This window comes from Paenibacillus sp. NPDC058174, assembly GCF_042883865.1.
In the GTDB taxonomy this organism is placed as follows: domain Bacteria; phylum Bacillota; class Bacilli; order Paenibacillales; family Paenibacillaceae; genus Pristimantibacillus.
Map to the genome: position 1 here is coordinate 861,094 of NZ_JBHVUY010000001.1, position 14,420 is coordinate 875,513.

Annotated in this window: 14 protein-coding genes; 3 read left to right on the top strand and 11 right to left on the bottom strand. The window is 51.6% G+C overall.

Translation table 11 applies throughout. The annotated features are described in order from the left end of the window. Positions 1-143 precede the first annotated feature (143 nt). Positions 144-1,256, top strand: a complete 1,113-nt coding sequence (locus ACFVVF_RS03850) for a ParB/RepB/Spo0J family partition protein (protein WP_387805537.1) — start codon at positions 144-146, stop codon at positions 1,254-1,256. A 104-nt stretch (positions 1,257-1,360) separates the two neighbouring features. On the opposite strand, the gene ACFVVF_RS03855 is transcribed toward ACFVVF_RS03850, so the two are convergent. Next, a complete protein-coding gene (locus ACFVVF_RS03855) occupies positions 1,361-2,590 on the bottom strand; it encodes an MFS transporter (RefSeq protein ID WP_387805539.1) in 1,230 nt (409 codons plus the stop codon). Positions 2,591-2,667: 77 nt separating this feature from the next. Then, complete coding sequence (locus ACFVVF_RS03860; RefSeq protein WP_387805540.1) at positions 2,668-3,564, bottom strand: glycerophosphodiester phosphodiesterase; 897 nt, start codon at positions 3,562-3,564, stop codon at positions 2,668-2,670. Positions 3,565-3,673: 109 nt separating this feature from the next. Here ACFVVF_RS03860 and ACFVVF_RS03865 point away from each other — a divergent pair, with 109 nt between their 5' ends. Beyond that, positions 3,674-3,895: a hypothetical protein gene (locus tag ACFVVF_RS03865; RefSeq protein ID WP_387805541.1), complete on the top strand. Its 222-nt coding sequence runs from the start codon at positions 3,674-3,676 to the stop codon at positions 3,893-3,895. A gap of 108 nt (positions 3,896-4,003) precedes the next feature. Here the strand turns inward: ACFVVF_RS03865 and ACFVVF_RS03870 are convergent, their stop codons facing one another. The 6 genes from ACFVVF_RS03870 to ACFVVF_RS03895 all read right to left on the bottom strand — a co-directional run bounded on the left by ACFVVF_RS03870 (position 4,004) and on the right by ACFVVF_RS03895 (position 9,309). After that, complete coding sequence (locus ACFVVF_RS03870; protein ID WP_387805543.1) at positions 4,004-4,714, bottom strand: DUF4166 domain-containing protein; 711 nt, start codon at positions 4,712-4,714, stop codon at positions 4,004-4,006. Beyond that, complete coding sequence (locus ACFVVF_RS03875) at positions 4,714-5,637, bottom strand: DoxX-like family protein (RefSeq protein ID WP_387805545.1); 924 nt, start codon at positions 5,635-5,637, stop codon at positions 4,714-4,716. Before ACFVVF_RS03875 ends, ACFVVF_RS03870 begins: the two co-directional genes overlap by 1 nt. Next, positions 5,638-6,099, bottom strand: coding sequence for a thiol-disulfide oxidoreductase DCC family protein (locus ACFVVF_RS03880; protein WP_387805547.1), 462 nt, complete (start codon positions 6,097-6,099; stop codon positions 5,638-5,640). It abuts the gene before it with no gap. A gap of 125 nt (positions 6,100-6,224) precedes the next feature. Next, positions 6,225-6,842 carry a response regulator gene (locus ACFVVF_RS03885; protein ID WP_387805549.1) on the bottom strand — a complete coding sequence of 206 codons (618 nt, stop codon included), beginning with the start codon at positions 6,840-6,842 and terminating at the stop codon, positions 6,225-6,227. Beyond that, the gene (locus tag ACFVVF_RS03890; protein WP_387805551.1) at positions 6,839-8,167 is read right to left on the bottom strand and encodes a sensor histidine kinase; all 1,329 of its coding nucleotides are present in this window, start codon (positions 8,165-8,167) and stop codon (positions 6,839-6,841) included. Before ACFVVF_RS03890 ends, ACFVVF_RS03885 begins: the two co-directional genes overlap by 4 nt. An 86-nt stretch (positions 8,168-8,253) precedes the next feature. Continuing rightward, the gene (locus tag ACFVVF_RS03895; protein WP_387805553.1) at positions 8,254-9,309 is read right to left on the bottom strand and encodes a M42 family metallopeptidase; all 1,056 of its coding nucleotides are present in this window, start codon (positions 9,307-9,309) and stop codon (positions 8,254-8,256) included. 121 nt (positions 9,310-9,430) lie between these two features. Between ACFVVF_RS03895 and ACFVVF_RS03900 the strand changes: the two genes are divergently transcribed. Beyond that, positions 9,431-10,666 carry a chloride channel protein gene (locus ACFVVF_RS03900; protein ID WP_387805554.1) on the top strand — a complete coding sequence of 412 codons (1,236 nt, stop codon included), beginning with the start codon at positions 9,431-9,433 and terminating at the stop codon, positions 10,664-10,666. Here ACFVVF_RS03900 and ACFVVF_RS03905 read toward each other — a convergent pair. The 3 genes from ACFVVF_RS03905 to ACFVVF_RS03915 all read right to left on the bottom strand — a co-directional run bounded on the left by ACFVVF_RS03905 (position 10,656) and on the right by ACFVVF_RS03915 (position 14,362). After that, positions 10,656-11,525: an undecaprenyl-diphosphate phosphatase gene (locus tag ACFVVF_RS03905; RefSeq protein WP_387805556.1), complete on the bottom strand. Its 870-nt coding sequence runs from the start codon at positions 11,523-11,525 to the stop codon at positions 10,656-10,658. The genes ACFVVF_RS03900 and ACFVVF_RS03905 overlap by 11 nt on opposite strands. 142 nt (positions 11,526-11,667) lie before the next feature. Continuing rightward, complete coding sequence (locus ACFVVF_RS03910; protein WP_387805558.1) at positions 11,668-13,617, bottom strand: ABC transporter permease; 1,950 nt, start codon at positions 13,615-13,617, stop codon at positions 11,668-11,670. Further along, positions 13,592-14,362 carry an ABC transporter ATP-binding protein gene (locus tag ACFVVF_RS03915; RefSeq protein WP_387805560.1) on the bottom strand — a complete coding sequence of 257 codons (771 nt, stop codon included), beginning with the start codon at positions 14,360-14,362 and terminating at the stop codon, positions 13,592-13,594. The genes ACFVVF_RS03910 and ACFVVF_RS03915 overlap by 26 nt, the downstream gene beginning before the upstream one ends. Positions 14,363-14,420 lie beyond the last annotated feature (58 nt).

The following is a 14,420-nucleotide window of genomic DNA, read 5'->3' on the forward strand; positions in this document are numbered from 1 at the left end:
AATGCTGTCTACAGCCGCTCCACTCCTCTTTCTTTCAGCCATAAACCGAACGCAGCCCTCCATTTTCCAGCATTCATGCTATAATAGAACAGTCGTGTTTACGAGCCTGCCGTTGTGCGGGCTATTCAGCCGATAGGAGGATAATGATGGATATTGTTCAAATTGCCACTCACTTAATTGACGAAGATACGGAGCAGCCCCGGTACCAATTCGACGAAGAAGCGCTGCAGGAATTAATGAACAGCATAGAAGAGCTCGGCTTGCTTTCTCCTATTAAAGTAAGAGAAACCGCAGGCGGCCGGTACAAAATTATATATGGCAACAGACGCTACAAAGCTTGCAAGACGCTCGGCCGTCCTTCTATTCCTTGCATTGTCTCGACGGTGACAAATGAGCTGGACATTTACTTGGAGCAAATCGCGGAAAATTTGACGCGTGAAGGCTTCTCCCCAATTGAAGAGGCGGAAGCTTTCCATAAGCTGCTGCATGACCCGAAATTCAGCAGCTCGACGAAGTTTCTATCCAGCAAGCTTGGCAAGCCTGAGTCCTATATCAAAAACAAATGCGAGCTGCTGAAATTCAGCAATGCGGTGAAAAAGCTTATCGTCAGCGGTACGGAAATCCGCAAGGACAAGCTTACGGAAGATCAGCTCCTGCCGCTCAAAGACTTGCCGATGGAGCATCGTGACCCGCTTGCGCTGATTATGGCCCGGGATGAAATGCCGGTAAGTGATGTGAAAAAAATCGCCAAGCTGTTTAAAGACAGTGAAATTACCGCTTCCACGAAGGACAAGCTGCTTTATAAGTCTGGTCCTGGGCTGCTCGAAACCTGGTATACGATTCAGCATAATAAGGCGGAGAAAGCTAAGCAGCCTGCGGAAGTAAAACCGAAACCAAGCAGCAAGCCAGAAGCGGGCAAACCGGATACAGACAAACCTGATGCAGTCATAACAGATACAGCAATAAGAAATACAGACAAACCGGAATCAACGCTGCAAATGGATCTTGCAATCACTGCGACCAAGCCTGCGAAGGTTCCAGAAGTAGATTCGCCGTTGATTACGCGGCAGCTTCAGCAGCTGCTCACCGCGCTTCCTCCCCATTCGGCTCTGCTGCCGGAGGCGCTGCAATCCTTTCAAGAGCTTAGTCCCGAAGAGAGACAAGCTTTGCTAAGAGGCATCGACTCGCTGCTTATGAACCTGCAAAGCCATCTGACAGAATGGAATAAAATCAAGAGCTTGACGCAAACGCCATAACGGCATCGCATTATTAATAAGCCAGCCCCTGCTGAGCCGTCCCTCTATTGTTAACGTGATTAACAAATGGGGTACAGCTCAATGGGGGCTGGCTTTTTTTGACGTCATAGATGGCGGTCAGGATCGATGCCCTTCGTTTCAGGAGCGAATAGCAGCACCGTTGCCGCTCCAATGAGAATCGCGATGAAGAAGACGACAAACACGGCCGTCAAGGAAACGCCGGCTGTAACGAGCACACCGACAAGATAAGGGCCAATAACGCCCCCTACCCTTCCGAATGCCGCTGCAAAACCAACGCCTGTTGCACGTACCGAAGTTGGGTACAGCTCCGGCGTATATGCGTACATCGCGCCCCAGGCACCCAAATTGAAGAAGGATAGGCTAATTCCAGCCGTTACAAGCATCGCTTCCGAGCTTGCCATTCCAAACCAGATCGCGCTGACGGCGGTCATTGTCAAATACGTGACCAGAACGAATTTCCGGCCATATTTTTCGATAAAATAGGCAGCTGTAAAGTAGCCTGGCAGTTGAGCAAGCGTGATGATCAATACATACTGGAAGCTTTTCAGCAAGCCATAGCCCTTCAATACCATAACAGTCGGCAGCCATAAAAACATGCCATAGTAAGAGAAGACAACCGTAAACCATAGCACCCATAACGCAGCAGTAGATTTCCGGTAGGGACTTGACCAGACAGAGCTCAGGCGAACGCGGAAGCTGAGCTTTTTACCGGCTTGCTGCAAGAAACGGGGTGAATCCTGTATCGCTTTCCGCAAGTACAAGGCGTACAGGGCCGGAACCGCCCCGATAACAAACGCCATTCTCCAGCCAAAACGAGGAATAACGAAATAAGAGATCAACGCTGCTAAAATCCAGCCGCCCGCCCAAAAGCTTTCCAGCAGCACGATGGCTCGTCCCCTATCCTTAACCGGCACCGATTCGGATACGAGCGTAGAAGCCACTGGCAGTTCTCCGCCTAGGCCAAAGCCGGCAATAAACCGCAGTATGCATAACACCACAAAGCTCACTGCCAGTGCGGATAAGCCGCTGGCAACTGAGAATATCAATAAGGTCCATAGCAGTATCGAGCGTCTGCCATAACGGTCTGCAAGCGAGCCTGCTACTGCTGCGCCGACAGCCATGCCAACAGAATTTATAGCGGTCATCAGACCGATCTGCTGGGCTCCGAGTCCCCATTCTACGCTTAATGCAGCGGCAATAAACGAGACGAGTCCGACATCCATCGCATCGAACAGCCAGCTTAAGCCAGTGCTGACCAGCAGTTTGCGAAGCTTTGCATCACGGAATAACGCTACCGCCGTATCATTGCGCATATAAACAGCCTCCAGCAAAAGATCATTTTTGCTGTAATTTGCCCGGCTTTATTATGTGAATATGCACGTATACAAATCTAATTTTCTGAAAGCTGCTGCAGTACCTCGTTGAATCGATCCGGGTAATCGGTATGTACGCCGTCTACTCCCCAATTGACCGCCTTCTCCATATTGATCTGATAATTGACGGTATAGGCGTATACGAGTAGCCCTGCCCCTTTCACCTTCTGAATATAGGAAGGGTTGATCTGTTGGAAGTTCAAGCCGATGCCGGAGGCATAGGAGCTAATATCCTGAAGCGCTGAGCTGCTTATAAATGCCGGTGTGTTATACCACATCAATTGGAAAAGATCGACGTCCGCGTTCAGCTTGTGAATTTTTCGCAGACTGCTCTTGCTGAAAGACTGTACGACAACATGATCGGCCAATCTGAATTCCTCAATGAGCGCAATCATTTTTTCCTCTAAGCCGGGATTCGTCTCTGGCGCCTTCGTCTCCAGCATGTAGTTGGTCTCGCTGCCAAAGGTTTCGAATATTTCCCGAAGCGTTGGCACCTTGGCGTTGACAAACTCATCTCTGGCGTACATCGGATATAGCTCATTAAACCATGATCCGGCATCCAGCTCTTTTATATCAGCTAAATTCAACGATGATACTTTGCCTTTGCCATTGGTCGTGCGGCTGACCGTCTCGTCATGCATCGCGATGAGCTCGCCGTCTTTCGTCATTTGCAGATCGATTTCAATATAATCAGCGCCGGACCGGATGCCCATCCGATAACCCGATAAAGTGTGCTCTGGAGCATAGCCTGAGGCGCCGCGATGGGCGATGGTGGCCACCTGAATCTGATTCGAGAACCAGCTCTGAATCGACAGCGGTTTCCCTATAAAGGAAAATACGGCCGCAATAAGAGCCAGAACGAGCAATACATGAAGGCTGTAAAAATACAAAGATGGTACCTGCTTTTTGCGCAAAACGATAATTCCTCCTGATCCTGAAGCATAGATGCTTGTTTGTTGGTATGAGACAATGCTGCCTTTAAATACAATAACATGAATATGATGAGCCGTCAGGGAGGCGATTATGAAAAGCACCAAGCAGCAGCCTTATATTTGCATTTTTATTTCGATGTCTGACATTAAAAAATTTATCTGGATTGACTTCATCGCCAGCACTTTCATCTACTATGCGTTGAAAATTCCGTCCCACTCCTTAATCGCAGCGACGGCCGGCAGCATGGTTGCCCCAATGATTATCCGCCAGTCGATTATGTTTCGCGGCCGATTGAAATCGCGTGCCGCGTAGCAATGGGACGTATAAGGGATTGCAATCATATGAGGCTTTCAAAAAAAGAATAAAGCAGGCGCAGGTTTCTAGCACCCGCTGCCTGCTTTATTCGCTTTTTACACCAGACTACTCCCGGCGCTCTTCCCGCAGCGGCCTGACATCAGCCGGCAGAAGCTTCGCCTGCCGCTTTTCCGCTGTGAAATGTCCCTGGTAGCAGAAGATCGTGCCGATCAGCGGACTGGTCACTTTCACCGAAATGCAATAACGCTCAGCTGCATCCTCATACCACTCCTCTACATCGGCGATTCCCGTTAGTATTCTCGGGAATGTGAACCCCAGCATCCCTTCATAAAAACGCTGATCGCCGGAGCGGATACGAATTCCTCCTTTATCCGTAACCGACAATGTCAGATCGACAGCCAGATGCTGCTTATCCCCCAAGTAATCGACGATCTGCTGTCTCTCCTCGCTATAGACCATCGTCGCATCGAATCGCCGCACTTTGTTATTGAATTTGAATTTGCGGATCCAAGTGACCGTCTCTCGTCCATAACGGTCGCGATAAGCAAAGTTCTCAATCGAAAAAGGAATTCGTCTGCCGCCCTGCGGAAACATAATGTGCCGGGAAGCGCCCAGCATCAGCGGGAAATAGGCTAGCTTATTGTACCAGATAAAATCCATCTCCCCGCTCCCGATAGAAGCAACGCCGTCCGAGCTGCTGAAGCCAAAGCGCTCCTGAATACGCGGGTGAAGCCGGCGGAACTCCTCGCCCAGCATTTTCTCATAAATGGAGACTGGAGCCGGGGTAGCTTCGAATATTTTAGCAAGAATGGCCATTATCCAACACTCCTATCATTCGGTTTGCGCAAACAACGGCTTGCCTGCGGCAACTGACGGGCAGTCAATGCCGTAAAAAAAGCCAGTGCAATCATCGGCAAGCTTAGCGTGAACGGATTGAATGGCGATAAAGCGATTGCGGGGCTGCCGAATATCGCCCCCAGAGGCAGCAGCAACAGCAGTACGGATTGCCAGACAAATATGGACGTCTTCCGATGCCATCTCACCGTCAGCAGCGCGATAACGATTTCACCTGCGCCAAGCAACTGTAACGTAATACGCTCTAAGCCAGTAAACCAGCCTAACTGCTCTAGCAGCGCCAATTCCCCGTACTCCGGGTATAGCAGCTTCGGTACAATCCCTTCATAGAGCCATAGCATGGCAAGCAGCGCTAGCGAAACATAATGGACAATGGCCCGTTGGATACTGACAGAAGGCGGTATCCGCTCTTCCAGCCAGATGCGCAGCATGTCGAAGCTCCAGGCGGTGGCATAGCCGAACACCGGTCTGAATACGATACGGTCAAACCATCGGCCCGCTGCTCCCCATCTCGTCTCATAATCATATTGTGTCAAGAAGGTGACCCTATCGCCCTGCGGCCGGTATTTCCAGAAGCCTGAGCCTTCCTTTATAAGCGAGACCCGTTCCACTGAACCAAACCGCAGCGTAGAAGTCCGTTCCCCGCTTCGCTTGTGAAAGATCGCACTCGTCTCACCCGTACCGGATACAGCCATGCCAAATCCGATTCTAGTCCGATATAGAAAACGCTGCGGAAGCTCCTCATCATTCGGCTTGGGCAAATAAACAATTTCCGAAAACCGCAAATCCCATTGCTGATGCAAATCCGGCGATTGGGTATGACGCCAAAGCGCCTCTATATCAGCTTCAATTTCAATCTCGACATAGACCGGTTTATTGCGCATTCAATCCGCTCCCTGCTCTTCATCTTCCAGCGATCGGTTCCGCATAGCTGCCGTCGGCAGCGGACAAGACTCCTCTACACGGCCAAACAGCTTATAACGAGTTCCTGCAATGAGCGTGTACACAATATTACGGAGCGGAGCGGGAACGATGACAGCTCCATACAAAAGCGGCCATCCGCCATCCAGCTGCCTAAGCACGCGCAGCGCAGCGTCCGATTTCGTATAGTAGCGGCTGCCGTCGATCATGACGAACGTATCCAAGTCTTCTGTTGATAGACCGCCTGCTTTGAGCAGCCGCTGACCTGCCTTTGACTGAAGGGCTGCGAAGCGGAACCGTTCCCTGGTGTCCCGCTTCGTTACGAAACGGGTTATCCAGTGGCATAATACACATTCGCCGTCAACGAGCAGTGTGATCTGGCCTGTTCCCCCTCCTGCATCTCCTTCTACCTTGCCCCTGCTCATCCCAATCGCTTCCTTTCTGTTCTAAGTGTATCCGGATATTCCCCCAAGCGGCAGTTCCAACTTCTATAGGACGGTATAGAAAGAGGGTACTACATTCCGTAGTACCCTCCTCTATGGAACGGTCATTACAAGCCTTTGCGCTTCACTTTCGCCACCGCTTCCTTGCTGCTGCGGACTCCCAGCTTCTTCAGCATTTTGTTCACTTGATTTTTCAGCGTGCTCTCTGCTTTGAACAGCTTTTTCTCAATTTGCGGCTGGGTATAGCCCTCTTCGATCAATTCAAATACTTCGCGTTCTGCCGCTGTAAGAACGTTCAATTGTTCCTCCCGTTTCAACCGCGACAGTTCCTTCAGCAAGGCTTCCATCGCGGCCGGATTCCGATGAGCGCTTCGGATCGCATGCGGCAGCTCCTTAAAGTTCGCCTTTTGGATATAATTAATTGCACCTGCCGTGAACGCTTGCGTCATAACCGCTTCATCGCTCAAAGAGGTCAGCATAATAAGCTTGGCGGGATGGATATCCTGCATCTCGATCGCAAGCTGAATGCCGTCCAGCCGGCTGCCGCTCAGCTGAATATCGAGAAGAGCCACGTCGAACTCAAGCGTCCCTGCCAATTGCAGCGCCTCTGTCGCACCTTCCGCAGCTCCAACGACAAGCAAATCCTCTTCTTTATTCAAATAAGCAGTCATCGCTTTGATCCAATCGGGATCATCTTCAACGAGCAGCACTTTAATATGGCTCATTTCCCATCCTCCGCTCCTGCTAGTTTGGCCGGAAAAAGCAAAGCGACAGAGGTTCCCGCGCCAGGCACGCTGGTCAGCTCGGCCGTTCCTCCGCTCTTACGCATCACATTGTAAACGTAAGAAAGTCCAAGGCCAAAGTTGCTGCCCCGATTTTTCGTACTGTAAAAGGGCTGGAACACCTGTGCAATCTCACCCGGTAGTATGCCTTCTCCTGTATCATGAACAGTCAATCTGAAGATCTTCTTCTCTGTAGTCAGCCTGATCGTAAGCAAGCCGCCATCCGGCATCGCTTCAATGGCATTCATCAGAACATTGCCAAGCGCTTCGCTGACGTGAAGCGGATCGCCTAAGAGCGACGGCCGTACGGCGTAGTCAACCGACACGGCAATTCCCGCTTGCTCGAGAACGGACTTATGCTGCAGCAGACAGCGATCTATTAATTCATACAACTGATAACGCTGCTTAGCCAAAACCAGCTCTTTAGTCTGGCTATGCATCCGTTCTGCCATTTGCAGCAAATGCTCAGATGCATTGGCAATGATCTGCAAATGCTGCTTGGAGACGGTGTCACTCTCCGCCAGCGAGTATTTCAGATTCTCTGAGCTTAAGGCGATTTTGCCGATTTCGTTTTTGATCGAATGGTTAAGCAGCGTCGTCCCGGAGCTTGCGGTCTTCATTGCTTCCTCCAGCGGATCACGCTCGAACCGCAGCTTCACGCCAAGCACTCCGATCGCAAAGCTGCCCAGCAGCGCAACGGTCAGCGAGAACAATATAAAAAATGATATGTAGCGGAAAAATTGAAAGTCCGGAATAAAGGCATTCGCAACGTTAATAAAGACGAGCACCGCGATAACAGTAGGAACGATTATGACGGTAACAATTAAGCGGCTCTTCCGCCTTCTCCTGTCCGTTTCCTGCCATAATGCTCTAAGCAGCAGAAAGCATGCCGTTAAATAATAAGGTGCGGTCCATGTTAGCAGCAGTCCGTAAGGAATTTCAAATACCTGCCGGGCTGTTGCTGCTATAATTGTAGCTGCCGGAGGTAAAAGCAGCAGCAGCTTGGCGTACAGCCGTACCTTCTTGCTCCGGATCGATTCCGAATATACGATGCTGAATAAGAGCACACCGTATGGTGTAATCGTATGATTCAACAGCTGCACGGCATGTCCCGCCGCCCCGTAACCGGCTTCATACAGCGTATCTGCAACGCCGCCGATTGAAGCGAAGATCAAGAAGGCTGCCGCCCATCGGTTCGGCTCGCTGCGCGGATTCGCAACAGCAACGACGGCCGCTGCAGCAAGCAGTGCGAAAAAATAAAAAAGCATAGCGATACCGCCTATTCAAGTAAGTGATAGCGTAATCGTATCATAAGCGATTACAGCCATCACCTGTTATTTCAAGTTTTGTGCATTTAACTCATCATATAGGCGATGAGCAGAGCAGCCGTATTCACAACCGCATCGGCATGCGTACGCTCCATTCCATGGGAGGCATGTACGCCGGGGCCGATAAGCGCAGCACGGACATTGCTTCCTCCACGCAAGGCTGCGGAGGCGTCAGAGCCATATTGCGGGTAGATGTCGACCGCATGCTTGATGCCCGCTTTTTTAGCCAGATCAATGAGCTTCGAAGTCATTTCATAATCATACGGTCCGGAGGAATCTTTGGCGCAGATCGACACATCGTGCTCCGTCGTCGTCAGATCGTCGCCAATCGCTCCCATATCGACTGCAATGAGCTCTGTAATATCGGAAGGCATATAAGCGTTGCCGTGACCAACCTCTTCATAAGTAGAAAAGATAAGCTTAAGGGTACGCGCCGGCCGAATGCCTGACCGCGACAGCCATTCCAGCACGCCGAACAGCGCGGCTACACTGGCTTTGTCGTCCAAATGGCGGGACTTGATCCAGCCGTTCTCCAGAAACCGCGTGCGCGGGTCCCAAGAGACGATATCGCCCGGCTGGATGCCAAGCTTCTCAGCATCTGCCTTAGAGGCTACCTCCTCGTCAAGACGAATCTCCATATTCGCCTCCTCGCGCTTCCAATCACGAGCTTCCGGATAGACATGGACGGAAGGCTTGGTCGACAATACCGTCCCTTCATATTGACGGCCGTCGCGTGTATGAACCAGACAATATTCGCCTTCCACTGTCTGCATCGCATAACCGCCTATTGGCGTAAAGCGCAGCATGCCATTTGGTTTTACCGAGCGAATCATTGCGCCAAGCGTATCGACGTGGGCGGTGAGGGCGAGTGTATTGCCGTTTAGTTCCGAAGTGCCCGGAATAGTAACGATGCCGTTGCCTTTCGGCGTGCGCTCCATCGTCCAGCCCAGCTTGGCGGCATCCGCTTCCAGCAGCTTCATGATCGCCATGCAGTAGCCGCTCGGGCTTGGTGTAGCGAGAAGCTCAGCCAATCGCTCTAATATATAAGCTCTATTCAAGTCAGGTTGTAATGTGTTTGTCATCTTACTCACTCCTTCGGCTCTATCCCGTCATTTTACCATATCCTATGCACCGGCTAAAATATGGAGTAAAATCACTTTGTTGCACTTATGCATTGTATGACTACTTCGCGGGGGACTTCTTATGCTGCTCAATCAACCTAAACGATACGTATTTACAGCCATTAAATGGCTCGCTTTAGCGCTCGCTGCCGGTCTGCTCGCCGGGACGGCATCCGCCGGTTTTCTGGCGCTTCTGGAAGGCGCAACCGAAATTCGCCTTACACATGGCTGGCTGCTGTGGCTGCTCCCGATAGGGGGAGCTTTCGTCAGCTGGGTCTATACACGGTATGGCAAAGATTCTGGCAAAGGCAACAACCTGCTGCTCGAACGAGTCTATGAAAGCGGCGGTACCGCGGTACCGCTTCGGATTGCGCCGCTCGTCCTGTTCGGCACGGTCATTACCCATCTGTTCGGAGGCTCGGCCGGCCGGGAAGGCACAGCCGTGCAAATGGGCGGCAGTTTGGCGGACGGACTAAGCCGGCGCGTTGGGCTAAGCGCCGTCGAACGCCAAATCCTGATCATGTGCGGCATCAGCAGCGGCTTCGGCTCGGTATTCGGCACGCCGCTTGCCGGCGCCATATTCGCACTGGAGGTCGTCGCCCTCGGCTTTGTGCACTATCGCGCAGCCATCCCTTGCTTGCTGGCCAGCTTTGCAGGCCACTTCACCGTGCTTGCATGGGGTGTCCGGCATGCCTCCTATTCCTGGGGCGAAGTTCCCGTATTCAGCTTTATGCTTCTTCTGAAAATAATAATAGCCTCCATCCTGTTCGGGCTGACAGCGTGGCTGTTCAGCTCTTTGACACACAGGATAAAGGCTATGATGACAAAATGGTTTCCGAATACCCCGCTTAAAAGCTTCATCGGCGGCGCAATCATTATCGCGCTCGTCTTTGCTTTTGGCACTCGGGATTACTTGGGCTTAAGCTTGCCCTTACTAGAGCAGTCCTTCGAGCAAGCCGCTTCTCCTATAGCGTTCATAGCGAAGCTTCTCTTCACTTCCATTACACTTGGAGCAGGCTTTCAAGGCGGAGAGGTTACGCCGCTGTTCGTGATCGGCTCTACGCTCGGCAGCACGCTTGGCGGTCTGCTCTCCGCTTCTGTGCCCTTGCTTGCCGGGATCGGCTTAATCGCCGTGTTCGGAGCGGCAGCCAATACCCCTCTTGCAAGCGTCGTGATGGGCATCGAGCTGTTCGGAATCGACGGCTTTGGACCGCTTTATATGCTGATCGGCTGCACCGTCGCCTACTTCTGCTCGGGCCGCCGCGGGATTTACAGCTCACAGCGGCCCCGCTTTCAGTTCATGGATCTTAGAAAATAAATACGAAGTAGATAACGGCCGCAAGTACGATCCGATAAATCGCAAACGGCAATAACTTAATGCGGTTAATTAGCTTCAGGAAGAAACGGATCGAGATCAGCGCCACAACAAACGCCGCAATAAAGCCGACGATGAAGAACGGCAGCGCATCCATCGTAAAGTATTCCAAGTTTTTGTACAGCGACAAGATACTGGCGCCGAACATAATCGGCACGGCCATAATAAAGGTAAAGTCAGCCGCCGTACGGTGGCTTAGCCCCATCAGAACGCCCCCCGAAATCGTTGAGCCGGAACGGGAGAAGCCTGGCCACAGCGAGAAGCACTGAATGAGGCCGATAACGAGCGCCTGCTTGTACGTAATTTGGTCGACCGTATCGACCTTCGGTTTTCTCGAGCTGTAAAAATCGGCGATAATCATCAATATTGCTCCGACGACTAAGCCAATCAATACAGTAGCTGTCGAGAACAAATAATCATCGATATAATTTTCAAACATGAGGCCAAGAACAGCAGCCGGGATTAACCCAACGATAACTTGCGCAAGCTTTAGACGCTTTTGACCTTCGATTGCTGTTGGAGCCGCTTCTCCGCCTCTAAGGCCTTTCTTATTGCCTAACAGCTTGTTTAAACCAAGCAGATCAATAAATCTTTGACGGAATACGATAATAACTGCAAGTATGGATCCAAGCTGAATCACGACTTTAAACGTATTTGCTACATATTTCGTTAGAAATTCCTCGGATTTCAGCCACATGTCGTCGACGATAATCATATGCCCCGTTGACGAGACTGGCGCAAACTCCGTAAGTCCCTCGACCATGCCGAGAATAAATGCTTTTAAAAGTTCAATAAAATCCATTGCTGCTTGATCTCCTTTGCTTAACGGGTTATATTCCTTGCGCTGTCGCGCAATTCCTTATTCATAATAGCATATTGCGATTGCCTGCGCTCTCCTTCGAGCTTGCGGACAGTTTGCGAATGCATAACTAAGGCTTCTACGGTCAGCTCATTCTTTTCCTCAAATTGCGTAAATACCGCTGCCGGATAAAATAAAAGTAGGCCAGCTGAGCGGCAACAAAGCTTGCCAGCACAATTCCGAGCTCTGCAGCGATCGACAGATAGAACATCGTCTGCAGCGCGGCGAATGCGAACAGGCTGTGCACGACAGCTACGCCCGTTGGCACGAAGAACAGAATGGCAAGCTGCCTGGTGACGATTGCGGACAATTCTTTGTCCGTCAAGCCCAGCTTGGCAATCATGGTGTATTGCCTTCGGTCATAGTCCAGATCGGAGTACAGCCGGAAGTAAAGGAAGCTTCCCGCCGCAAGGAAGAACATCGCTCCTATCAACAGCGAGATCAGCAGCATCATGCTGTATAGACTCCTTTGCACTTCATACAGCGTTCCGCTTACCGTAATCGCATAGGGCGCCTCGGTTTGATAGCGGACGAGTCCGTCCTTCGCCAGTTGTGAGCCTATGCCCGCCGTCTCCCTATAATCCGCCACATAGAACCCGGTGTAACGGTCTGCTGACTCCGGCACGATGCGTTCGAATAGCTCGTCGCTCACGACGATGCCGCCGAATTCGACCTCAAGCTCAATATCCAGCTTAGCTGACAAATAGTTCGGAATCGGCACATGCGATGTATAGCCGACTTCACGTATTGTTATATCGGGCTGGTCCAAGAGCAGATAGCTGTCCTTTTTGCGGGCGGATATGAAGCTTCTCTCGCGCTGCGTCGTTAGAATAACGAGCCCATCCCCGTCCTGAAGTCGGTCTTCATCGAAAGTATGCCCTGCCAGCTCAACCGCCGTCCTGTAGTCTGAGAACCGGATGATCGGGAGCGTTTGCTGCCGCTTGGGCGCGTTCGCAGAGCGGACATCGACATAGCGGATCGGCATCTCTGCAACCTTGTAATGAATTTCTTTCGACGCCAATTCCGCTTTCAATTGCGCTACATGCTCCTCTTCCACCTGACTTCCCTGCTTGGCCACATAAGCGATCGCCGCCGGATAATCTTCCAGAAACGAACGCAGCAGCGTGTGAGTAGACGCGAATACCCCTACTGAACAGAATGAGACTGTCGATAAAATCGTCACCATGAAAAACATACGGGAATTGTCCTTGAACCGGTGGGCCAGACTGGCAATCGTGACGATATTGGTGCGCCGCCAGGACAGCGGCCGATGCTGCTTCAGCCTTTGAACGGCTAAGCCAATCAGCTGAGCATACAGCAAATACGTTCCGACAACTGTCATCGCCACGACGGGAATTACCCGATAATAGACGGTCGTTGCAGCTGATGTAGCTGCCAGCACATAGCTGGTCCCAAGCAGTACAACCGCCAGCAGGGCAAGCGCTGCCGATGGCTTTTGGCTCGCCTTTGGCCGCTGTCCGGCCTGAAACAGATCGACGAGCCTGCTGGAGCCCAGCATGACGGACGTAATGAGCGAGATCGCCCCAAACAATGCTGCGAAAGCGCCGATAGTCCAAAACAGCGGTGACGCTGTTACTTGGAACGACAGGGACGGAATGTCAAGAAAGGCGCTGCACACCATTAAGAACAGCTTGCCAGTCAATAAGCCTGCCACGATACCGAGTCCGATAGCGGCGAGCCCGATCAGCATATTTTCCCAGAAGACGAGGATGCCGAGCTGCTTAGTTGTCATCCCATGCATCCGGTAAATGCCAAATTCCCGGCTGCGGCTGTTCAGAAATGAACTGACCGAATACAGCACGAATAGAAAGGCGAACGCATAAAGAATCCATTCTGCGCCCACCATCGCGTTCACAGCCGAGTCTGCCAGCAGACCGTCTTTAATGGCCGGATGGCTCGTAAACAGCGCGCATACGAAAAAGATCATGACGGAGAAGGCACTGCTGACGAAATAAGCGGCATAGGTTCGCTTGTTGCGGATGACGTTTTTAAGGGCGAACGAAAGGAAGGTCACGAATGTCGCCTCCGAGCAGAGACAGCATGTCAATGATGTTTTGGAAAAACTGCTGTCTGCTGTCCCCTTTATAAATTTCGTTATAGAACCGTCCGTCCTTTACGAAAATAACCCGGCTGCAGTAGCTTGCGGCCACCGCATCATGTGTCGCCATCAATACCGTTGTTCTCTCCTCTGCATTCAAGGCCGAGATCAACGCCATCACATCGCCTGCCGATTTGGAATCCAGATTGCCTGTCGGCTCATCGGCCAGAAGCAAAGCGGGATGGTGAATAATCGCTCTGGCGATTGCGGTACGCTGCATTTGCCCGCCTGACAGTTCGTATGGAAATTGTCCGCCATTGGCAGTAAGCGACAGCTTCTGCATTACTTGCTGCAAGCGCTGCTCCGACTCCTGCACCGGAATGCCGTCAAGCAGCAGCGGCAGCACGATGTTTTCCTCCACGGTCAGCGTATCGAGCAGATTGAACTGCTGAAAGACGAAGCCAAGCTCCCGTCTGCGGAAAAGCGCCATCTCTTCCTTATTTAGCGAATGCGGGTCATGCCCGCGCAGGCTGACTGAACCAGCCGTCGGTTCATCGATCGTTGCAATCACGTTCAACAACGTCGTTTTCCCGCTGCCGGAAGGCCCCATAATGCCGACAAATTCGCCCTCCTCAACGGAAAAATGCAAATGATCCAGCGCTGTCCGGGCTACTTTGCCCTCGTAAATTTTCGTTAATTGATTCACCTCAAGCAATGCCAACTCGCCGCTTCACCCCCTGCCGCCCTCTTGCAACCAGTATATCGGACACGGGCGCGCT